The following is a 20,433-nucleotide window of genomic DNA, read 5'->3' as shown; positions in this document are numbered from 1 at the left end:
CAGCGGGAGTGAATAAACCAAAATAATTAAGCTAAAAATCATACCTGCTAATGCGGAAAACTGAGTTGTTCGCGACAGTGGTTTTTGCAAAAATTTTTGATTGCTATGGGTGAGATAAAGTCCCAAGCATGAAAGAATGGAAATAATGATACCTATATTTTTTAATAGCATAGCAATAAATTTGTAAAATATAATGATAATAATTATTATTTAAAACTACTATAAATTAAAGCCCTAATCAGACATAAGTAGTAAATTCTGTATTTTTAAATGCTATTAATATTGATAATCGTTATCATTTGTGTAGAATGTAAACAAATGTTGCTTATACTGAAGGGGTATTCATGAAACATAGCAATTTGTATATATCAATTATTATGGTTCTCATAGGAAGTGCAGCTAATGTAGCGAATGCAGTTGAACAAATAGAGGATAAGCCTGATACAAATGAACTTCCAACAATCCATTTAACTGCTGAACATGCGTCACCTTCATATACGGTAGCAAAATCAAAATCAGCAACTAAATTAGATTTATCACTCAAAGAAACACCACAGACGATTAGTGTGATCACCGAACAACGAATCCAAGATCAAAATTTAAATACAGTCGAAGAAGTATTGGATCAAACGCCTGGGGTGTATGTTCGACGTTTCGGGGCTCAGGGTGCTGTAGGCAATGGCGGGGAATATACGTTTTATTATTCTCGCGGTAACCAAATTCTTAATTATCAAATTGATGGTGTTATGACATCACCAGCTACCAGTGGGAAAAATGGCTCATCTTTAAGCAATTTAAATCCAATTATTTATGACAATATTACGGTTGTTAAAGGTGCAACAGGATTAACAAATGGCGCTGGTTATCCAAGTGCGAGTGTTTCACTCAATAGAAAACATGCTACGAGTGTTGAACCAAAAGCAACTCTGTCCATTGCAGGTGGTTCAAATCAAACCATTCGGTCAAGTTTTGATGTACAAGGGGCGCTGAATGAATCTGGCGACGTACGTGGGCGATTGATCGCTGCTTATGGTCAGAGCGATTCATGGCGAGATTGGGGGGATCAGCGTGATGCGACTCTATATGGTGTCATAGATGCTGATTTAGCGGAGAATACATCCATTGCTGTTGGTACGATGCTCAGTCGTGCAAGATTAAATGGACAAGGTGTACATGGCCTAGATATGTATGGTCAAGACGGTACAATTATGCCATTTGATCGTGAATTTAACGCGAGTGCAAAATGGGCATATAGCCAAGTAGATACATTGAATTTCTTTACGCAATTGAAGCATCAATTGTTAAATCGTTGGAATCTACAAGCAAATTATAACTATACCAAACAAGATATTGAGTCACTGTATGGTGTGATTGGTGTTGCCCAAGCTGATTATACTAATATGACCGCTTCTTTAGCAGCATCACAAAATGACTTTGCACCTGAAGAACATAGCTTAGATATTTCTATAGATGGTCCATATCGACTTTTCGGTCGTGAGCATGAGCTCATGATGGGCGCAAGTTATCAAAAGATAAAAAGTTATAATGATGCTTACCAAGGATATAATGCACAAAAAGTGATAGATTTAAATCAATGGAATGGAAATGTTGAATTACCTGCGACTGCACGCACAGTCGTAGGCGTAAGTAATAAAGATTATGAGCAATCAGGTTTTTATTTTGCTACACGATTAAATCCAGTTGATTCATTACATGTAATCTTGGGTACACGTCTTTCAAATTATGATTTAAAAACACATTCAACTAATTCTGTTCGTAACACTGTTCAGGATTCAAAAATTGATGAATCTAATAAGGTTACCCCATATGCAGGCATAACCTTTGATTTAACGCCAAATCTGACTGCTTATGCAAGTTATACAAATATTTTTCTACCTCAGGATAACCGCGACTACTCATATAACTTCTTAGATCCACAAGAAGGAGATAATTATGAGGCGGGTCTAAAATCCTCTTTTTATGACAATCGCTTAAATATTAGTGCAGCTTATTTCCAAGCCAAAATGGATAATGTCGCTGAATCAGCAGGAAAATATGTTGCTGAAGATAATGCCGTTAAAAATAACTGGGCAAAAGTAGGTGATACCTATTACAGAAGTATTAAGGGTGCGACAACACAAGGTTATGAAATCGAAATTGCTGGCCAAATTTTGCCAAACTGGAGCGTTCAAGCAGGTTATACGCTAGCTGAAACTAAAAATAAAGGCGAAAGAATCAACACTGATATTCCAAAGCAACAGTTTAAGCTGTTTACGACATACAACCTTCCAATCTTGGATAATAAGTTGACTGTAGGTGGTGGGGTGAACTGGCAAAGTGAATTCTATGATAAATCGAAGACAGGTTTGAATTATGAGGCTTATCGTCAGAAATCATTTGCTTTGGTTGATTTAATGGCTCGATATAATTTAAACGAGAACGTAGCTTTAGGGTTCAATGTTGATAATTTAACGGACAAAAAATATCGCACCAATACTTGGGCAAATACCTATGGTGATCCAAGAACTTATATGGGTTCTATTACCTTTAAATACTAAAATAAAAAAGAGGAAGCAATTTGCTTCCTCTTTTGTTTGGAGTTGAAAATTAATTACCCAACCAAATGTAGTAACCTAAAAACATTAAAGGCCATGCAACATAAGGGCTAAATAACCATTTCCATAACCAGAATCTTGGTATAAATCCAACGCCGTGAATGAAGCCGCCAGAGATACCGATCATCACAAGCATTAACAGGCTGTGATTATAGTGTCCATTAGCATCGAGCATTAACGAAGGATGTACCAATAAAATAGCAGCAAGTGGCAATGCCAACAAAAACGAAATGGTCATTGCAAGCACTTGAGCTTTACTATTCTTCGGTGTTGTCATTGCTTCAGCCATTTTATTATTCCTCATCTAAATTTTGATGATGTTCGATATAGAGTGCACTAAGTACACCAGCAAAACATGCCATCAAAATGCCTAGAATCCATGCAAAATACCACATTTCACATCTCCTCATTAGTACAAACTATGTGAATTTTCTTGAATATGTTTGTTTGTAATAACACCCCACATTTTGTAATAAGACCAAGAGGTATAGATCAAAATGAGTGGAACGAAAATACATGCAGCAACAGTCATTACACCAAGTGTTTTGTGACTTGAAACAGCATCCCACATAGTCAAGCTTGATGTAGGATCAATGCTTGAAGGTAATAGGAATGGGAACAATGCAAAACCAGCAGTTAAGATTGCACCAACCACCATTAAACTCGTACCTGTGAAGCTCATAGCAGCTTTGTGTTTAGCCGCACTGATAATTACTAATAATGCACCCAAGATAGCAATGATTGGGGCAGCCATAGTAATAGGATAAGTTGAGTAGTTATTCATCCAACCATGATTTGCATTTGTCACAACATCTTTAGCAAGTGGGTTTAACGCAGCATTGGTATTTACAGCAGTTGCATAGCTATAACCATTGATATTGCCGAAGAATAACCAAGCACCTGCAGCTAAGAAACATACGAGGAATACAATTGCCATAATCTGTGTCGCTTTAGCAGAACGATTATGTAAATCACCATCTGTACGGAGCATTAACCAAGCGCCACCATGGGCACATAGCATCGATAAGCTCACAATACCGCAAATCAATGCAAATGGATTTAGTAGGGCAAAAAAGCTACCTGTATATTGTGAACGTAGTGTGTCATCTAAAGTAAATGGCACGCCTAAGAATAAGTTACCGAAAGCAACGCCGAACACTAATGCAGGTACAGCACCACCAACGCAAAGCCCCCAGTCCCAAGAATTACGCCATTGTGTATTTTCTAACTTGGAACGGTAGTCGAAACCGACGGGCCGTAAGAATAGGGCAAACAAGACTAAGAGCAGTGCCCAGTACATCCCAGAGAAGGCAACGGCATAAACCATTGGCCATGCGGCAAATAAAGCACCACCCGCAGTAATGAACCAAACTTGGTTACCATCCCAGTGTGGTGCAATCGTATTGATTGCAGCACGACGTTCTGAGTCAGTTTTACCGACAAATGGCATGAGTGCCATAGAGCCCATATCGAAACCATCAGTGAGCGCGAAGCCAATCAGTAGTAGACCTACTAAAACCCACCAAATAATTTTTAGGAGTTCATATTCGATCATGACTGAGCCTCCCCAGCTTTAGCTTCTAATTTCTCAAAGTGGTATTTACCAGTATGCAATGAACTTGGTCCTAAACGCGCGAACTTGATCATTAAGTACATTTCGATAATGAGAAGTACGGTATAGAACGCAGCGAGTGCAATAATCGAACCCCACACATCACCTGTACTTACACTTGAAGCGGATAAGTGTGTTGGTAAAATTTCACCAATTGACCAAGGTTGACGACCACCTTCAGCAACGTACCAACCTGTTTGTGCAGCAATCCATGGAAGTGGTAAAGCAAATAAAGCGAACTTCAATAACCAAGGTTTGTTTTCTGCATTACGTTTAGCGACAGACCATGTAGCGAGAACAAACAGTAATAGCATTAAGAAACCTGAAGCAACCATCGCACGGAAAGAGAAGAATAGTGCGGCAACGTTTGGAATAGTATCTTTAGTTGCAGCTTGGATGTGTTCTTCAGTCGCATCAACAACATTCGGGGTATATTTTTTCAATAACAGACCATAACCTAAGTCTTTTTGGTTCTGTTCGAATGAAGCAAGTAAGTCAGGAGAGCGGTCGCCAGCACGAAGCTTTTCTAACTCGCTATAAGCCACCATACCGTTGCGAATACGCACTTCATGTTCTTTCATAAGGTCTTTTAGACCTGTTACTTGTTTGTCAGTAGAGCGTGTCGCAATAATACCCATAACATAAGGAATCTTAATTGCGTAGTCAGTTCGCATTTCTGCTTGATTCGGAACACCAAATAGAGTGAATGCAGCAGGGGCTGGTTCTGTATGCCATTCTGCTTCAATCGCAGCAAGTTTAGTTTTCTGAACGTCACCTAATTCATAACCAGATTCATCGCCCAGTAAGATTACTGAAAGAGTAGATGCCAAACCGAAAATCGCGGCAATTGCGAATGAGCGACGAGCAAAAGGTAAGTCGCGTTTTTTCAATAAGTAGTAGCTAGAAATCGCGAGTACGAAAATCGCACCAGTGACATAACCTGCTGAAACCGTGTGTACGAATTTTACTTGAGCAACTGGGTTAAAGATCAACGCACCAAAGTCTACTAGCTCCATACGCATGGTTTCAAAGTTGAATGCTGCACCGACAGGGTTTTGCATCCAACCATTGGCGATCAAAATCCACAAAGCAGACATGTTCGAGCCAATTGCGACGAGCCAAGTTACACCTAAATGTTGAACTTTAGATAGGCGATCCCAACCAAAGAAGAATAAACCAATAAATGTTGATTCTAGGAAGAATGCCATAAGGCCTTCGATAGCAAGTGGTGCACCGAAGATGTCGCCGACATAGTGAGAATAATATGCCCAGTTAGTACCGAACTGGAATTCCATGGTTAAACCAGTGGTTACACCTAGAGCAAAGTTAATCCCAAAGAGTTTCCCCCAGAACTTAGTCATGTCTTTATAGATTTCTTTGCCTGAAATCACATATGTGGTTTCCATAATGGCAAGAATGAAAGCTAGACCTAATGTTAGAGGGACGAAAAGAAAGTGATACATTGCGGTCATTGCAAATTGGAACCGCGAAAGATCGACCACGCTTTCAGAAATCATCAACGTGTCTCCTGATTGTTGGACATGTCACCAGCAATACGCTCGGCAACTTCATTGTTAAAATCTTTTGGAATCGTTGGGGCATCAAACCAAACGTTCTTAATCACCATAAGGATCGCAACTTTAATAATAAGAATTATTGCTATTTCACGGATTAAGCGCCGATTTGGATCTTGAGAACTCGTGTTCATCGGAACCTAGCCTCATATTTTAAAAAGATGTAAAACATTATTAAATAAAATTCATTAAAAATAAACCTTTAGGACATTTAAAATAATTAATATGTGTTAAGGTTATAAATAACAATAACTTAGGTTGATTTTAATGATTTTATGAAAATAATTTTAATTAACCTACTAAAACAATAGGGTTTGGATTTTAAACCCGATTAAAACAATTGTATTTATAAATTTAAACCTGATTAAAAAGATATGATTTATTATTATTTAAATATAATTAAAACCTAGTAAAATAGTAAGAATATAAAATAATTAATATTTACATGGGCTTAGATCTTTAGTTACATAAAGAAGTAATAAGTGTAATGAAAACACTATAAAACCAAGTGTATTACTAGAGTTTATTGTTGAAAATGTGATGCATTTCTCTATCAAAAATTGCTTCAAACTTCTGAAAAGAAAGCAAGTAGGGCATTGCGCAAAATAATGAATAAAAACACTGGTAAATTTGTAACATTTTGTAATTTTTCTTGCTATGGCTATGTTGAACTTTAATAAGGCCTAATCTTATTTAATTAATCTGCTGTAAAAAGCTTATTTGAGAGTGAAATCTTTTTTGCTAAATAATGAGAGTTGGATTTTTGACTAATCAATAAGACTTGTGACTGTAGCTCTAATTCACCAAACTCTGGTTCAACTTGCACATAATAAAGTTGACCAAATTCATCTCTTACACGCGCCTGTGCTGAAAAACCAGGACGAGCATTGCCTGTAGAAATTGTGGCTAAACGACCTACTAAGCTAGTGTGTGTATGCGTTACCTTTGGCTTAATGACCTGATCGAGACAATGGATCATAAATACGGTGAAGAAGATATCAATGATTAATGCTGGAATAAAAAGATAATAAGGTGAAATGAAGTAGTGCTGTAATGCGAAGAAAGATAGCTCTAAAAAATATCCAGCAAAACTAAAATTGATGAGTAAGAAAACAAAAATTAAATATTTTGAAAACTTTACGTCTAGTAAAGGAGAGTTCAGCAGCCATTCAGGTGTAAGCTTTTTGACTAAATGACTTGGACGTAAACCGATGAATATCCCGATGGTTTCTGCGATGCTGAGAAAAATCAAAGCAACTACGCTCATGTGAAATGGCATAAGGTAGTAATTTAGAAAAAACTCAGTCATAGCAGAATTCATAATTCAGGTATTAGTCAATATAAATACCACCATCAGAGTGGACTTCCAAATTTACCTTTTCAAGGAAGTCACCCAAACAAGGCCCTGAGATACATTCACCAGTTTCAACAGAAAACAATGCGCCATGAGTTGAACATTGAATATACTCACGATCTTGATCTAGGAACTGGTTTTCTAAGTATTCAAGTTCAGTCTGTAAGTGCGGACAAACATTTTGGTAAGCATAAAAGCTACCATCTTTTTGGGTAATAAAGATTGTTGTGCCTTTCATCGTATCGAATGCGCGTGACTCGCGTTCAGGCACTTCCTCAGTCATGCAAATCTTTTCCATGTTATGCACATTCCTGTTGAGTCGCTTTAAATTGTTCAAAGAGTTTAGCGTAGTTTTCAACGCTTAAACGAGGGCCGAATTGTGCTACGACTTCACTTGAGATAAGGATAGCAAGTTGCGCAGCAGCCTCCAAGCTGAGACCTGCATTGATCGCATAAAGGAAAGCACCTGCAAAGGCATCACCAGCACCATTAGTATCAACAGCTTCTACTTGACGACCAGCTACATGGAATTGCTTTGATGGATCGATAATCATCGCACCATTTGCACCTTGCGTAATCACAATGTGCTGATTATTCACTTTTAACGCTTCAATAGCCGCATCAAGATTGTCTGTATTGGTGAACATCAATGCTTCTTGTTCATTACAGAAAAGTAGATCAACGCCGTCATCTAATAATTCTTCTAAGCCTGAGCGAGCGTATTGAACCATTGCTGGATCTGAAAGTGAGAGTGCAATTTTCACTCCGTGTTGCTTTGCTAATTCACGAGCTTGTTTAACTGCAACTCGTGCAGTATCACTTGTAGACAGGTAGCCTTCGATATAAATCCATTTCGCAGTTTTTAGTGGTTCGAAATCAATTTGTTCAGCAGATAACTCAGCTGTAATTCCAAGAAAGGTATGCATGGTACGTTCAGAGTCAGGGCTGATTAGAACCATGCAGGTGCCTGTAACACCTTCGCTGATTGATTGTTTCGCTGTCTTGATACCTGCATCATTAAGACCATTCAGATAAATTGAACCTAGTTCATCATTACCGACACGGCAACCATAAAAAGCAGTACCACCTAGAGCACTAAACGCGACCGTTGTATTTGCTGCTGAACCACCGCTTGCTTGACCTTTATAGCTTTGGCTATCTTGAAGCTGTTGATATAACGCTGCTTGAGTTTCACCATCGGTCAACTGCATTGTGCCTTTTTGCAAAGCTTGCTGTGTTAAAAACTCATTTGAGACTTTAAATTCTTGGTCAATGAGTGCATTCCCAATTGCAAAAAGATCAACAGTTGCCATGTTTGTCATCACATTAAAATTCAAAATGCAAAGTTTACACTAATGCTCTGGATTACAGTAGTTTGTTGAAAAGAATACAGCTAATAAGTGCGTAATTTAGGATGAAAATCAAAATTAAATTCCATAAAAAATTACAAATTGTTGATTTGCTGATTCATTTAGATTCGCTATCCATCTATTGCAAAATGAAGGTTTGGGTTCTATTGATAGATTTAAACAAAACTGTTTAAAGTCAAAAAATCGCTTTAAGCAAGTAGGCGGAAAGGCTATCGAGATTAAGTTGAGCGGACAATTTTATTTAAAATTAATTATTAGACATTGAATTTCAGTTATATAAATTTTAAGAAGTTGATCTGCATTGGCATATTGCTTAGTCGATGAATTTTTCTACAAAAACATAGTAATTTACATGGATATCTCTATCTATTCTTCGGTAGACTCTCTAAAGTAAATTGTAATCATTTAATGTAGATAAATTGGAGATAACATGACTGTAGATGTTACTGAAAGCATTACTCAAACTATTCACCCTGCGTTTCAGCTATTACGTCAACATCATGTAGAAGCACTTGATATCCAAGTTTCAGAATATAAGCACAAAGTTACTGGTGCAGTTCACTATCATTTAGCTACTAGTCATGATGAAAATGTATTTTTAGTAGCATTCAGAACACAACCGATGGACTCTAAAGGCACAGCACATATTTTAGAGCATACTGCACTATGTGGTTCTGAAAAATTTCCTGTACGTGATCCATTCTTTTTGATGATTCGCCGTTCTTTGAATACATTTATGAATGCATTTACAGCGGCGGACTGGACAGCATATCCATTTGCTACACAAAACAAAAAAGATTTTCAGAACTTACTTTCTGTGTATTTAGATGCAGCATTTGCAGCTAATTTAAATCCGCTCGATTTTGCACAAGAGGGTATTCGTATTGAGTTGGAAAATGATCAAGCGGTTTATAAAGGTGTGGTCTTTAATGAAATGAAAGGAGCAATGAGTTCTCCTACAGATCAACTTTACCATCAGCTAGCACATCATTTATTCCCAGAGACTACTTATCATTACAACTCTGGTGGTGATCCAAAGGATATTCCAGACTTAAGTTATGAGCAGCTTGTTGAGTTTTATAAGACTCATTATCACCCGAGTAATGCAGTTTTCATGACCTTTGGTAATGAAAGTGCTTATGATCTTCAAGAGCAATTTGAAAAGTTAGCTTTACATAAGTTCTCAAAAGGGACGACTTTATATTCAACGCCTGAAAAACGTTTAACTGCACCAGTTGAAGTGACCGAAAGCTATGCGGTTGATAGCGAAGATTTAACAGACAAGACTTATCATGTAATGTCTTGGTTGTTACCTGAAACCAGCGATATTAAGCTGCGTTTAGGGATGCGTTTGGTTGAGGGGATTCTGTTAGAAAACTCGGCTTCTCCATTACGTCATTATTTAGAAACCTGTGGTTATGCTCAATCAACGGGCCCACTCATGGGTGTTGATGACAGTAACTTTGAAATGACTTTCTATTGTGGTGTTCAAGGTTCAAATGCTGAACACGCTGAAAGTTTCAAAAATGGTGTATTACAAGTTTTAAATGATGTTGCTTCTGCACCTGTGGATACAGATCTTGTCGATGCAATTCTTCACCAAATTGAGTTGCATCAACGTGAAATCAATGGTGATGGTACGCCTTATGGTCTAAGCCTAATTCTAAACGGCTTGGGCAGTGCAATTCACCATAATGACCCGATTCACGTATGGGATGTTGATTCTGCGATTGAACAAGTCAAAGAAGAACTCAAAGACCCAATGTGGTTGTCTAATTTGATTCAAACGCATTTGTTAGATAATCCACATCGTGTACAAATGACGCTTGTTCCAGATGCAAGCAAGTCTGTGAAAGAACAGCAAGAGGAACAAGCACGTTTGGCTGAAATTACGGCTCATTTGACTGATGCACAAAAAGTTGAAATCCAAGAAAAAACTGAAGCGCTTAAAAAGCGTCAAGATACGCCAGATAACTTGGAACTGTTGCCAAAAGTTGGACTTGAGGACGTGCCTGCTGATCTACAGATCGTACAGGGGCAATTACGAGAAATCATTTGTAACGGTTTGGATACACCGCTCAATCTTTATCATGCAGGTACTAATGGGATTTATTACCAACAGGTCTTGATTCAGATTCCTGATGAAATTGTTCAATCACCATATTTCAATTTACTCTCAATCCTCATGGGTGAAGTGGGTGCTGGCGAATATGATTATCTTGAATTCCAACAAATCCAAACTGCGGTTAGTGGTGGTCTCGGTATGGGCGCATCTTTGCGTAGTAAAGTTGATGACAAAGAGCGCATCAGTGCTTGGTTAACTTTGACTACGAAATCGCTTACTCAAAAATTTGATGCGATTCAATTGTTGAAACTGGCATTTGAAAAACTACGCTTTGATGAGAAAGATCGTATTATCGAATTATTGCAACAACGTAAAACTCGTTGGCAGTCTCGATTGTCAGGTTCTGGGCATAGCTATGCAATGCAAGCCGCTTCTCGTCAAATGAGTGCTTTAGCCCGTCGTGATTATCACAACACAGGACTTGGCGCATTAAACTGGTTGAGTGATTTAGTTAATAAAATTGATCAAGATGAAACAGCATATCAATCCTTGATTAACGAATTACAAGCCATTCATCGAAAGCTTTTACAAGCGCCTAAACAGTTCTTGCTGGTGTGTGAAGAGCATCAATCTGATCGTCTGGTTGAAGAAATTCAAAATGTTTGGGATAAATTAGAAGTTAACAAAGAACCTGTAAGCTTAACCCAAGTTGAACGTGTAGAAAGTTCAGAGGATGAAGCTTGGTTGATTCAAGCCAATGTTCAATTCTGCTCGTCAGCATATCAAGCAGTTGATGTGGCGCATGCAGATGCCGCACCTTTAATGGTACTTGCAGCATATTTACGTAATGGCTTCTTACATAGTGCAATTCGTGAAAAAGGTGGAGCATATGGCGGCGGTGCAAGCTATGATGGAAATGCATGTTCATTCCGTTTCTATAGTTACCGCGACCCACGTTTAGTCGAAACATTTAATGATTTTGAAGCAAGTATTCAATGGTTGTTAAAAACTGAGCAGCAACCTCATCAACTAGAAGAAGCAATTCTTGGTTTAGTTGCAAGTATGGACAAACCAGGTTCACCAGCAGGTGAGGCAATTACAGCTTGCTATGCCTTGCTTCATGCACGTACACCTAAATTCCGTAGATTGTTACGTGAACGTTTGTTAAACGTTAACCTAGATGATGTAAAACGTGTCGCAACACAATATTTGTTAGAGCAGACACCTGTGAAGGCAGTAGTTGCACCATTTGCGAAGCGTGAAGAGTTACAGAAACTTGGCTTTAACATTCAACAAGTAAATTAAAAGAAAAAATTGGAGAAATATATGGCGTTCAAATCATTTGAACGTAGTCATTTAGAACTAAGTATAGTCACTATACTTAGTTCTTTTGCTACGGCTGGTGCAAATGCTCAGGCAACCACGCCTGCTAGTCCAGCAACTGTTGATGCCTGTGTTGCCTTAGCTTCTAATGCAGAGCGTTTAGCATGTTATGACAGTCTTTTTAAAGCACCAACCATTATTCCAACACAAGCGCAAACAGATGCCGCACCAGAGGTTTCTGCAGCTGTACCTGTAGTTGAGCCGAATGAGACAAATAAGCCTGTGTCTTTGAAAGATAAGGTGGTTCAAAAGGTTAGCGACTTACATGTATTAGGCGCAGCGCCTAAATTTGATCCTAATGTTTCTCTGCTTGATCGCCGTTGGGAATTATCCGAAGAAAGTAAACTTGGTGTATGGAATATTCGTGCTTATCAGCCTGTTTATTTGCTTCCTGCGTTTTGGACAAGTGATAAAAATGAATTTCCTAGCAGTCCAAATCCCAATAATACAGTTACTGACAAACAGAATTTAACGTCAACCGAAGCAAAGTTCCAAATTTCCTTAAAAACAAAAGCATGGGAAAATATTATTGGAAACAATGGTGACTTATGGTTAGGTTATACCCAGTCATCTCGTTGGCAGGTGTTTAACTCGGAGGAATCTCGCCCATTCCGTGAGACAAATTATGAGCCTGAAGCAAGCTTAATGTTTAGAACAAACTATGAAGTTCTGGGGTTAAATGCACGTTTGCTTGGCGTGACACTCAACCATCAATCAAATGGCCGTTCTGACCCGTTATCACGTAGCTGGAATCGTGTGATTTTCAATTTAGGTTTTGAAAAAGACAATTTTGCTTTGATGTTACGTCCATGGTATCGCGTTGAGGAAAATGCGAAAGATGATAATAATCCAGATATTAAAGATTATATTGGTCGTGGTGATTTAACTGCTTTTTATCGTAAAGGTGATAATGATTTTTCATTGATGTTACGCCATTCCCTTAAAGGCGGTGATCGTTCTCATGGTGCTGTACAGTTTGATTGGGCATTTCCAATCAAAGGTAAATTACGTGGACATCTGCAATTATTTGATGGATATGGTGAGAGCCTAATTGATTATAATCATCGAGCAACTTATGTTGGCTTGGGTGTATCCTTAATGAATTGGTATTAAATGAGTTTAAATATTCCAGAGCCATTATTACAGCTTGAAGCAAATTGTGGCGTGTTCGCAATTTGGTTGATTTTAAAGCAATATCAAACCCATATTGATATTGCTGACCTGATTAAATTATCTGGTCATGATCAAATTGATGGAACATTTACGATTGCTTTGGCTGTTGCATTGAAAAAACTAGGGTTTAAGGTTTCTTTTTATACTGCACCAGACCCTAATGTTGATGAAAAAGAAAAGCAAATTTTTGTTGAAGCGAAACGACTTCAGATTCCAATTGGAGCTGCCTTAACTTATGCTGAAATTCAGCAAGCATTTGAAGAGGGTAAGTTTATTATTGTGTTTTATGACACATTGGAAGGTACAGGAAATCAATCTTTAATCTACTCAATAGATGAGCATGAAATTAGTTTCTGTGATCATTTTGATGTGATGAATAAAGCAGTATTTGAAAGGCAACGACAAGCTGACGGTATATGTCAGCAGGTCATTGTCATTGAGCAGCCTGTAGAGCATTATCCAATCTGAATATTGGCATTTGCATGTTTTAAACGGCTCTTCTTCGGTGTTGCAATTAAGTAGGCAAGCGTAAGAGGGCCTAATCGTCCAGTAAACATTAATATGCTGAGCACGAATAAACTACCATCATGTAGCTCTCCTGTAAGACCACGTGAAAGACCAACGGTACATGCCGCTGAAACGACCTCAAACATCAGATCAAAAACATCGAGTTCTGGTTCTAAGACTAATAAAATAAAATAACCAAAGAACACCAACATTCCTGTGATCGCAGTGACGGCAAGTGCTTTGTATGTCGTTTCATGTGAAATTGAGTGGTTGAAAATGCGTATTTCTTCATTGCGTCTCAAGAAAGAAATCACGCATAAAAATAGAACAACGAATGTGCCGACTTTAATACCCCCAGCTGTACTGAGTGATCCACCACCAATAAACATCAATAACATGGTGAGAAGCCCAGTGCTGTGATTCATCGCTCCAGTATCAATTGTATTAAACCCTGATGAGCGTGGGACTGTTGCTTGAAACCAAGCATTTGCAGCTTGCTCACTAAAGCTCATAGGGCCGAGCGTTAAAGGATTATTTGACTCTAAAATCCAAACCAATATAAAGGCAACCAAATTTAAAATTGCGATCGCACTTAAAATTAACTTGCTGTTCGGACTTAATTTGCTCCAGCGCTTATGCTGTTTTATATCCATCAGTACAAGGAAGCCGATACCCCCTAATATATAAAGTGAGCTAATCGTAATACTGATTAAATAGTTGTGTTGAAAATTCATTAAACTATTGTCAAATAATGAAAATCCAGCATTATTAAAAGCTGAAACACTATAAAACACAGCATAGTATAGACCGCGTGCAAAGCCATAAATAGGTGTAAAAGCGGTCGTTAAAATGATGACCCCAATTAACTCAAAAAGCAGTGTATACGCCACAACACCTTTTGCAACAAATGTAACTTTCGATAAGCTGGTTTGTCCTAAACTATCTTGAGCCATCATTTGTTGCTTTAAGCCGACCTTGGGGGAAAGGCTAAGTGCAGCTAGAATTGCAAACGTCATGAACCCCAAACCACCAGATTGAATCAACAGCAAAATCACAAATTGGCCAAGGTGGTTAAACGTATCATTAATATTTACGACAGAAAGTCCAGTAATTGTTACCGCTGACGTAGCGGTAAACAGCGCATCCATCCAGCTCAATTCTTCTTTTTGCATAAATGGGAGTTTAAGCAATATTGTTCCAATAACAATAAAGCTTAAAAAACCAATCGCAAGTAAGGATGGGGGGCTTAGGTTAAAAATTTTCTGGGAATTCATTTGCATTGACATTCTAGCTGAAACATCCTGAAAGTTTTTTAAGATGGTTGAGCAAGCCTTCTAAGATCAGGACGTCACCTGTTTTTAAGGTAAAGTTGGTATCTGTTTCATAAAGAATTTGTTGATCCCGTTTCAATAACAGTAATTTAATATTTGGTTCTTGAGCAAGGATGCCTGAGAGATTTACATTATTGAGTTTTTCATTCACAGGGACTTTAATAATATAGTGATCATGATCAAGTGACATGTAGCGACTGACCATTGGGTAATTTAAAGCTTGGGCAACACGTACCCCCATATCTTCTTCTGGATGAATAATCTTAGTGATATCTAAGTGAGACAAAATTGTATGATGTGCTTTGGTTTTTGCTTTTACTAATATCTTTTCTACACCTAAACTTTTTAGGTTCAATACACATAAAATACTCGCTTCAATATCCTCACCAATTGCAACAATGACCGCATCACAATTTTGAATATTTAGTTCTTCCAAAACATGTTCGTCAGTCGCATCTGCAATAACTGCGTGTGTAATTTGATCTGCCAGATTCTCAACATTTCTTTTTAGTGTATCAATACCAATAACATCATGATGAAGTTTGGTGAGTTCTAATGCGACAGTTGCTCCAAAACTACCTAAACCAATGACTGCGAACTGTGCCATATCTATCCTTAACTAAATGATAAAAATATACTTTTATCTATTTTAAATGGAATAACTTGTCGATTTGTAATGATTTTGTGTGTCAAATCTTCAAGAGATTCTACACTCATTTAATATAAATAAAGCCGACATAAAGTCGGCTTTATCACTATCTTTTTTTGCTTATTTGAGGAAGCGCTTATAGCCAATGTTATCGCTAATCTCAGCATAAGGATATGTGATTTGCTCTAAAGTCTCTACAAGACCATCTGGATTCTGTTTTGCATCAGTTGCTTGTAATCCCACAAGAACACGACCTTCAGCAGCACCGTGATTGCGATAGTGGAATAATGTGATGTTATGTGTCGGGCCTAAACGCTCAAGGAAAGTTAAGAGTGCGCCAGGTCGCTCAGGAAATTCCACACGGAACAAACGTTCATTTTCAATATTTGCATGTCCGCCAATTAAGTAGCGGATGTGAAGTTTAGCAACTTCATCATCAGATAGATCATCCACTTCATACTGCTGTTTGAGCATTTCATGAATTTCATGGCGTTCAGTTTCGCCACCTTTTAAGCTAATGCCAACAAATACTTGTGCTTGATTACTATCGCTTGCACGGTAGTTAAACTCAGTAATGTTTCGACCTTGTAAGGCGCGACAAAAATGAAGGAATGCTCCTTTTTGCTCTGGGATAGTGACGGCATAGATCGCTTCTTTGCGTTCTCCTAACTCTGTACGTTCAGCAATATAACGTAGACGATCAAAATTCATGTTGGCACCACAAACAATTGACACCATGTTTTTGCCAGTCAATTGATGTTCAGCAACATATTTTTTAATACCAGCTAAAGCCATTGCACCAGACGGTTCAACAATACTGCGGTTTTCATCAAATGTATCTTTGATCGCAGCACAGATTTCATCTGTATTTACGGTGATGATATCAGGTTCAACGATAGGTCCAGAATTATCAGATTTGCGCAAGCGAACCATTTCAAAAGGTAATTCACCGATTTGAGCAACAGCAGTGCCATCAGCAAATAAACCAACATGAGGTAAAATCACACGTTCATTTGTTTCCAGAGCAGCTTTAAGACATGCTGACTCTTCATATTCAACACCAATGACTTTTACATGCGGTGCAACTTCACCTAAGTAAGCAGCGACACCAGCAATCAATCCACCGCCACCAACAGCAACGAAAACGTATTCTACATCACGCCATTGACGCAATAACTCATTGGCTATTGTACCTTGGCCAGCAATCACAAGTTCATCGTCATAAGGTGGAATGAAAACTAAGCCTTCTGTTTCGGCACGTTGTTTAGCATATTTATTCGCAACATCAAAGCTATCGCCATGAAGAACAACTTGACCACCAAGGCTTTTAACTGCTTGAACTTTAATGTCAGGCGTTGTGCTTGGCATAACGATAATGGCTGGAATACCTAATTTTTTTCCAGATAATGCGACACCTTGAGCATGGTTACCTGCTGATGCGCAAATAACACCACGATCTAGTTGGTCTTTTGGTAATTGACTAATACGGTTATAGGCACCACGTAGTTTGAAAGAGAACACGGGTTGTAAATCTTCACGTTTAAATCGAATGTTATTATTAATTTTTTGACTAATTCGTGGAGCTGCTTCAAGCGGTGTTTCAATCGCAACATCATAAACCGTTGCTTGTAAAATTTGTCGTACCACACGAGACAGCATGTTCATCTTCCCTATAACAGTTTAAAATAGGTGAACATTGTAGCAAACCCCTGTGCATTTGCGCTGTTTTCTTACAGCAAATGTCAAAATAGTTGAGTGAAGTCATGAGTCTATATGCAACCCAAGATGAAAAAAAACAAGCTGCAGCAAAAGCAGCATTGAAACATTTGCCGAAAGGCGGCATTTTGGGCGTAGGAACAGGAAGTACCGTTAACTTTTTAATCGATTTATTACCTGAGTTGCAATTAGAAGCAGCCGTGGCAAGTTCAAATGCAACAGCTGAGCGTTTGAAAAAGCTTGGTATCGAAGTTGTAGACATGAACTCGGTTGGTGGATTAGATGCTTATGTTGATGGTGCTGATGAGATTGATCGTCATATGCATATGATTAAAGGGGGTGGCGCAGCTTTAACCCGTGAGAAAATTGTTGCTTCGATTGCAAAGAAATTTGTTTGTATCGTTGATGATTCAAAATGGGTGGATCAATTGGGTCGCGACTTTCCACTTCCTGTAGAAGTTATTCCAATGGCACGCTCTGCGGTTGCACGTAAGATTGTTGCCTTAGGTGGTGATCCTGTCTACCGTGAAGGTGTCGTAACAGATAACGGTAACGTTATTTTAGATGTTTTTAATTTAAACATTTTGAATGCAATTGAATTAGAGAAAACGATTAACAACATTCCTGGTGTTGTAACAAACGGAATTTTTGCTTTAAATGCGGCAAGTATTGCGATTGTTGCGACAGATAATGGTATTGAAGAGCGTACTGCGCAGTAATGCGAGCCGTCTTATCTGAAGCATTGTTACCTGAGATTAAAATTGTTCGACATGCAAGGGCGAGAAACCTGCGTTTGCGTGTTGAGCCATCGGGCATACGGTTAACTGTACCGCTATTTGCTTCAACTAGACAAATTCAGCAATTTCTTAATCAATCTGAACAATGGTTAATTGAGACATGGAATAATCAGCAAAATAAGTTTAGTCAATCAGTTGCTATACCTGAAGATTTAAAATTATTTCATCACGTAGAAACATTTAAGCTTATTCAACAAAAACAAAGACAAATATTTAAATTTGATTTTGAGCAGCATTGTCTTTTTGTAAGAAATGAACAATTTGAGAAAGCTTTACAAGCAGCAGTGATTGCTTATGCGAAACACTTTTTGCCTGAATATTTAAAACAAATAAGTTCAAGTATTGGGCTACCTTTTCAAAAATGCTCTATACGTAAACCGAAGACACGTTGGGGGAGTTGTAGTGCTAAACATGACATCATGCTCAATGCCGCTTTGGTTTTAATGCCTGAGCATATTGTTCGGTCTGTATGTATTCACGAACTAGCACATACGAAACATTTTGATCATAGCGCTGCTTTTTGGAATACGGTTGCTCAATATGATGAGAACTATTTAGAAAACCGCAAGCAATTAAAAAATATTCAATTGCCTGCGTGGTGGTATGTTTAGCTAAAATTACACTGAAGCTGTGTGGTTTGTAATTGGTCTGGTGCTTTTCTGCTATCGAGACCAGCACTCGCACTTTGCACTTGATTTTCTTTGATTTTAACCTGTACGAAAGAATAATCTAATGAAGTATTATTTGGTTCTGTAGAGCTACTATTAAGTAAATACTCACGGTTTGCTTTGTCTACTTGTAATAGGTTGTCAGTACTATCAGCATCAAGTACAGAACGATAAATTTGAGACCCCTTGATCAATTCAAGTACACCATTTGCACGAATATTTAGCTGACAATTATTTGCTGAATCTTCATAGTGACCAATCAGATATTCGATAGAAGGTAAATTTGGATTGACAATATTGATTCCAGTAATGCCTTGTTTACATGGATATATAGAGCCATTACACGTTGCCGTGGTGTCTACAAAGCCGACTGCTCTTCTGTAGTCACCTGCACCAGGAACTCTAAAAGTTAGGGTTGATGTGATTGTTGGAGTATTACCTGAATACGCTTTCTGTTCTAATAACATATAACCATCTGGATTGGTGGCTTTTTGTTGAAAGTTTGTCGCTAATTGAAGAGTAGCTTCCTTAAGAGCACTCGCAAAAAGATTGCGAGTATTTTCTTGGAGTTTAACAATATCAACTAAATTATTTTTTTCAGGATCTACATTATCTGGTGTAGGAGGGATAAGTGATTCAAATGATGTAGCGTCACCACGTACCTTTTTAGCATCTAATTGCCCGTCTTTAAGGTCAATTGCAAGATTCTTAGTAAATTCAGTGAAAGGATTGTCAGGATAATTATTAGCCCATTGCTGTATATAACCAAAGCTGAAAAAGGCACTGGTAAAAACGTTTGTACCAGCAACAGTGCTTACATCTTGAGGGCTGAAAATATTTAATTGATATGAAGGGTTTAAGTTAGGAATATTGATTCTGTTGAAAGCATTTAGCAATGCTGTATTTACATCTTGTGTAGCGAGTTTTACATGTAAATCATTAATTCCTGTTGGATCTTCAACCTCATTTGGAAGTTGCCCTGAACGAATTAATGCGCGTTGATAAATTGCTTCAGAATTTGGGTTGATATAAATTGTCTGTGTAAGATTACTGACATCTACACTAACAATACTATGTAAGTTAATTGATACACTTTGATATTGCCCTTTAAGGAAATTATAAATAAGTGAACTTGGTTTTGTAGATATTTCGATTCTATATAGATGACTTGTATCTAAAACCTTTGGAAGTGTCATAGTAAGATTTGAAGTTGTGCTGACTTGTTGTTCAAGAACTAATGAATTGTCGAAATTATCATACACTTTAACTACAACATCTCGCATTTCAAGTGAGGTTTTAATATCAAAGTTTTTTGGTTTTGGAACAGTCACAATTGGAGTGCTATCATTTTTAGCCTTACTTTCACCACTTCCACAGCCAACTAAAGCCGTGCTAACTAAAAGCGTGCTGACACTTAAACAGATAAATTGATTTAATCTTTGTTTTGATTTCAAAGAAGGCATCCCAGCTCTCCAAAAATTCTACATCCATGAAATTTATTATAACCACATCGCTTTTTATTTTATGCGAATAGATTGCTGATTCAATAGTATTTCTTGACCAGCGGTAAAATCTTTACAGTCAAAGCCTTTTTACACTGTTTTAGCTCGAATAGCTAT

General features: G+C 37.9%; 18 protein-coding genes. 6 read left to right on the top strand and 12 right to left on the bottom strand.

The genetic code is table 11. The features are described 5' to 3' along the window. Positions 1–344 precede the first annotated feature (344 nt). On the top strand, positions 345–2,558 hold the full coding sequence (locus F959_RS10110) for a TonB-dependent siderophore receptor (protein WP_004879799.1): 2,214 nt from the start codon (positions 345–347) through the stop codon (positions 2,556–2,558). 49 nt (positions 2,559–2,607) lie between these two features. On the opposite strand, the gene F959_RS10105 is transcribed toward F959_RS10110, so the two are convergent. The 8 genes from F959_RS10105 to F959_RS10070 all read right to left on the bottom strand — a co-directional run bounded on the left by F959_RS10105 (position 2,608) and on the right by F959_RS10070 (position 8,468). Further along, a complete protein-coding gene (locus F959_RS10105) occupies positions 2,608–2,904 on the bottom strand; it encodes a cyd operon YbgE family protein (RefSeq protein WP_004879798.1) in 297 nt (98 codons plus the stop codon). A 4-nt stretch (positions 2,905–2,908) separates the two neighbouring features. Then, the gene (cydX, locus tag F959_RS16510) at positions 2,909–3,010 is read right to left on the bottom strand and encodes a cytochrome bd-I oxidase subunit CydX (RefSeq protein ID WP_000270276.1); all 102 of its coding nucleotides are present in this window, start codon (positions 3,008–3,010) and stop codon (positions 2,909–2,911) included. 14 nt (positions 3,011–3,024) lie between these two features. Then, positions 3,025–4,170 carry a cytochrome d ubiquinol oxidase subunit II gene (cydB, locus tag F959_RS10095; protein ID WP_004879796.1) on the bottom strand — a complete coding sequence of 382 codons (1,146 nt, stop codon included), beginning with the start codon at positions 4,168–4,170 and terminating at the stop codon, positions 3,025–3,027. Continuing rightward, entirely contained in the window at positions 4,167–5,744 is a 1,578-nt protein-coding gene (locus F959_RS10090) for a cytochrome ubiquinol oxidase subunit I (protein WP_004879794.1), read from the bottom strand. Before F959_RS10090 ends, cydB begins: the two co-directional genes overlap by 4 nt. Next, positions 5,744–5,935 carry a cytochrome oxidase putative small subunit CydP gene (cydP, locus tag F959_RS10085; protein ID WP_004879791.1) on the bottom strand — a complete coding sequence of 64 codons (192 nt, stop codon included), beginning with the start codon at positions 5,933–5,935 and terminating at the stop codon, positions 5,744–5,746. Before cydP ends, F959_RS10090 begins: the two co-directional genes overlap by 1 nt. Before the next feature lie 563 nt (positions 5,936–6,498). Further along, the gene (locus F959_RS10080) at positions 6,499–7,110 is read right to left on the bottom strand and encodes an OB-fold-containig protein (RefSeq protein WP_019384515.1); all 612 of its coding nucleotides are present in this window, start codon (positions 7,108–7,110) and stop codon (positions 6,499–6,501) included. A 22-nt stretch (positions 7,111–7,132) separates the two neighbouring features. Next, the gene (locus F959_RS10075; RefSeq protein WP_019384516.1) at positions 7,133–7,438 is read right to left on the bottom strand and encodes a Rieske (2Fe-2S) protein; all 306 of its coding nucleotides are present in this window, start codon (positions 7,436–7,438) and stop codon (positions 7,133–7,135) included. 16 nt (positions 7,439–7,454) lie between these two features. Next, on the bottom strand, positions 7,455–8,468 hold the full coding sequence (locus F959_RS10070) for an adenosine kinase (protein ID WP_004879785.1): 1,014 nt from the start codon (positions 8,466–8,468) through the stop codon (positions 7,455–7,457). Between the two features lie 487 nt (positions 8,469–8,955). On the opposite strand from F959_RS10070, the gene F959_RS10065 reads away from it, so the two are divergent. The 3 genes from F959_RS10065 to F959_RS10055 are packed head-to-tail and all read left to right on the top strand — an operon-like array spanning position 8,956 to position 13,614. Further along, the gene (locus tag F959_RS10065; protein WP_004879784.1) at positions 8,956–11,895 is read left to right on the top strand and encodes an insulinase family protein; all 2,940 of its coding nucleotides are present in this window, start codon (positions 8,956–8,958) and stop codon (positions 11,893–11,895) included. Between the two features lie 21 nt (positions 11,896–11,916). Further along, complete coding sequence (locus F959_RS10060) at positions 11,917–13,086, top strand: phospholipase A (RefSeq protein WP_004879781.1); 1,170 nt, start codon at positions 11,917–11,919, stop codon at positions 13,084–13,086. Continuing rightward, on the top strand, positions 13,087–13,614 hold the full coding sequence (locus F959_RS10055; protein ID WP_004879779.1) for a cysteine peptidase family C39 domain-containing protein: 528 nt from the start codon (positions 13,087–13,089) through the stop codon (positions 13,612–13,614). On the opposite strand, the gene F959_RS10050 is transcribed toward F959_RS10055, so the two are convergent. The 3 genes from F959_RS10050 to ilvA all read right to left on the bottom strand — a co-directional run bounded on the left by F959_RS10050 (position 13,602) and on the right by ilvA (position 17,298). After that, positions 13,602–14,939 (bottom strand): TrkH family potassium uptake protein, encoded by a 1,338-nt coding sequence (locus F959_RS10050; protein ID WP_004879777.1) that lies wholly within the window; start codon positions 14,937–14,939, stop codon positions 13,602–13,604. The two genes, F959_RS10055 and F959_RS10050, sit on opposite strands and share 13 nt — an antisense overlap. Position 14,940: 1 nt before the next feature. Continuing rightward, the gene (locus F959_RS10045) at positions 14,941–15,591 is read right to left on the bottom strand and encodes a potassium channel family protein (protein ID WP_004879776.1); all 651 of its coding nucleotides are present in this window, start codon (positions 15,589–15,591) and stop codon (positions 14,941–14,943) included. Positions 15,592–15,753: 162 nt separating this feature from the next. Continuing rightward, the gene (ilvA, locus tag F959_RS10040; protein WP_171054832.1) at positions 15,754–17,298 is read right to left on the bottom strand and encodes a threonine ammonia-lyase, biosynthetic; all 1,545 of its coding nucleotides are present in this window, start codon (positions 17,296–17,298) and stop codon (positions 15,754–15,756) included. Between the two features lie 98 nt (positions 17,299–17,396). On the opposite strand from ilvA, the gene rpiA reads away from it, so the two are divergent. Next, entirely contained in the window at positions 17,397–18,068 is a 672-nt protein-coding gene (rpiA, locus tag F959_RS10035; RefSeq protein WP_004879772.1) for a ribose-5-phosphate isomerase RpiA, read from the top strand. Then, the gene (locus F959_RS10030; RefSeq protein WP_004879769.1) at positions 18,068–18,757 is read left to right on the top strand and encodes a M48 family metallopeptidase; all 690 of its coding nucleotides are present in this window, start codon (positions 18,068–18,070) and stop codon (positions 18,755–18,757) included. The genes rpiA and F959_RS10030 overlap by 1 nt, the downstream gene beginning before the upstream one ends. Here the strand turns inward: F959_RS10030 and F959_RS10025 are convergent. Continuing rightward, positions 18,754–20,277 (bottom strand): hypothetical protein, encoded by a 1,524-nt coding sequence (locus F959_RS10025; protein WP_004879768.1) that lies wholly within the window; start codon positions 20,275–20,277, stop codon positions 18,754–18,756. The two genes, F959_RS10030 and F959_RS10025, sit on opposite strands and share 4 nt — an antisense overlap. Between the last annotated feature and the right edge of the window lie 156 nt (positions 20,278–20,433).

This window comes from Acinetobacter venetianus RAG-1 = CIP 110063, from assembly GCF_000368585.1.
GTDB classification, from domain to species: domain Bacteria; phylum Pseudomonadota; class Gammaproteobacteria; order Pseudomonadales; family Moraxellaceae; genus Acinetobacter; species Acinetobacter venetianus.
The sequence above is the reverse complement of the archived record's forward strand: the minus strand, read 5'-3'. Positions and strand labels throughout refer to the sequence as shown.

Excerpts from the sequence above, each read along its gene's own strand:
- F959_RS10110 (WP_004879799.1), top strand. The coding sequence starts at position 345 with ATGAAACATAGCAATTTGTATATATCAATTATTATGGTTCTCATAGGA.
- F959_RS10105 (WP_004879798.1), bottom strand. The coding sequence starts at position 2,904 with ATGGCTGAAGCAATGACAACACCGAAGAATAGTAAAGCTCAAGTGCTT.
- cydX (WP_000270276.1), bottom strand. The coding sequence starts at position 3,010 with ATGTGGTATTTTGCATGGATTCTAGGCATTTTGATGGCATGTTTTGCT.
- cydB (WP_004879796.1), bottom strand. The coding sequence starts at position 4,170 with ATGATCGAATATGAACTCCTAAAAATTATTTGGTGGGTTTTAGTAGGT.
- F959_RS10090 (WP_004879794.1), bottom strand. The coding sequence starts at position 5,744 with ATGATTTCTGAAAGCGTGGTCGATCTTTCGCGGTTCCAATTTGCAATG.
- cydP (WP_004879791.1), bottom strand. The coding sequence starts at position 5,935 with ATGAACACGAGTTCTCAAGATCCAAATCGGCGCTTAATCCGTGAAATA.
- F959_RS10080 (WP_019384515.1), bottom strand. The coding sequence starts at position 7,110 with ATGACTGAGTTTTTTCTAAATTACTACCTTATGCCATTTCACATGAGC.
- F959_RS10075 (WP_019384516.1), bottom strand. The coding sequence starts at position 7,438 with ATGACTGAGGAAGTGCCTGAACGCGAGTCACGCGCATTCGATACGATG.
- F959_RS10070 (WP_004879785.1), bottom strand. The coding sequence starts at position 8,468 with ATGGCAACTGTTGATCTTTTTGCAATTGGGAATGCACTCATTGACCAA.
- F959_RS10065 (WP_004879784.1), top strand. The coding sequence starts at position 8,956 with ATGACTGTAGATGTTACTGAAAGCATTACTCAAACTATTCACCCTGCG.
- F959_RS10060 (WP_004879781.1), top strand. The coding sequence starts at position 11,917 with ATGGCGTTCAAATCATTTGAACGTAGTCATTTAGAACTAAGTATAGTC.
- F959_RS10055 (WP_004879779.1), top strand. The coding sequence starts at position 13,087 with ATGAGTTTAAATATTCCAGAGCCATTATTACAGCTTGAAGCAAATTGT.
- F959_RS10050 (WP_004879777.1), bottom strand. The coding sequence starts at position 14,939 with ATGTCAATGCAAATGAATTCCCAGAAAATTTTTAACCTAAGCCCCCCA.
- F959_RS10045 (WP_004879776.1), bottom strand. The coding sequence starts at position 15,591 with ATGGCACAGTTCGCAGTCATTGGTTTAGGTAGTTTTGGAGCAACTGTC.
- ilvA (WP_171054832.1), bottom strand. The coding sequence starts at position 17,298 with ATGAACATGCTGTCTCGTGTGGTACGACAAATTTTACAAGCAACGGTT.
- rpiA (WP_004879772.1), top strand. The coding sequence starts at position 17,397 with ATGAGTCTATATGCAACCCAAGATGAAAAAAAACAAGCTGCAGCAAAA.
- F959_RS10030 (WP_004879769.1), top strand. The coding sequence starts at position 18,068 with ATGCGAGCCGTCTTATCTGAAGCATTGTTACCTGAGATTAAAATTGTT.
- F959_RS10025 (WP_004879768.1), bottom strand. The coding sequence starts at position 20,277 with ATGCCTTCTTTGAAATCAAAACAAAGATTAAATCAATTTATCTGTTTA.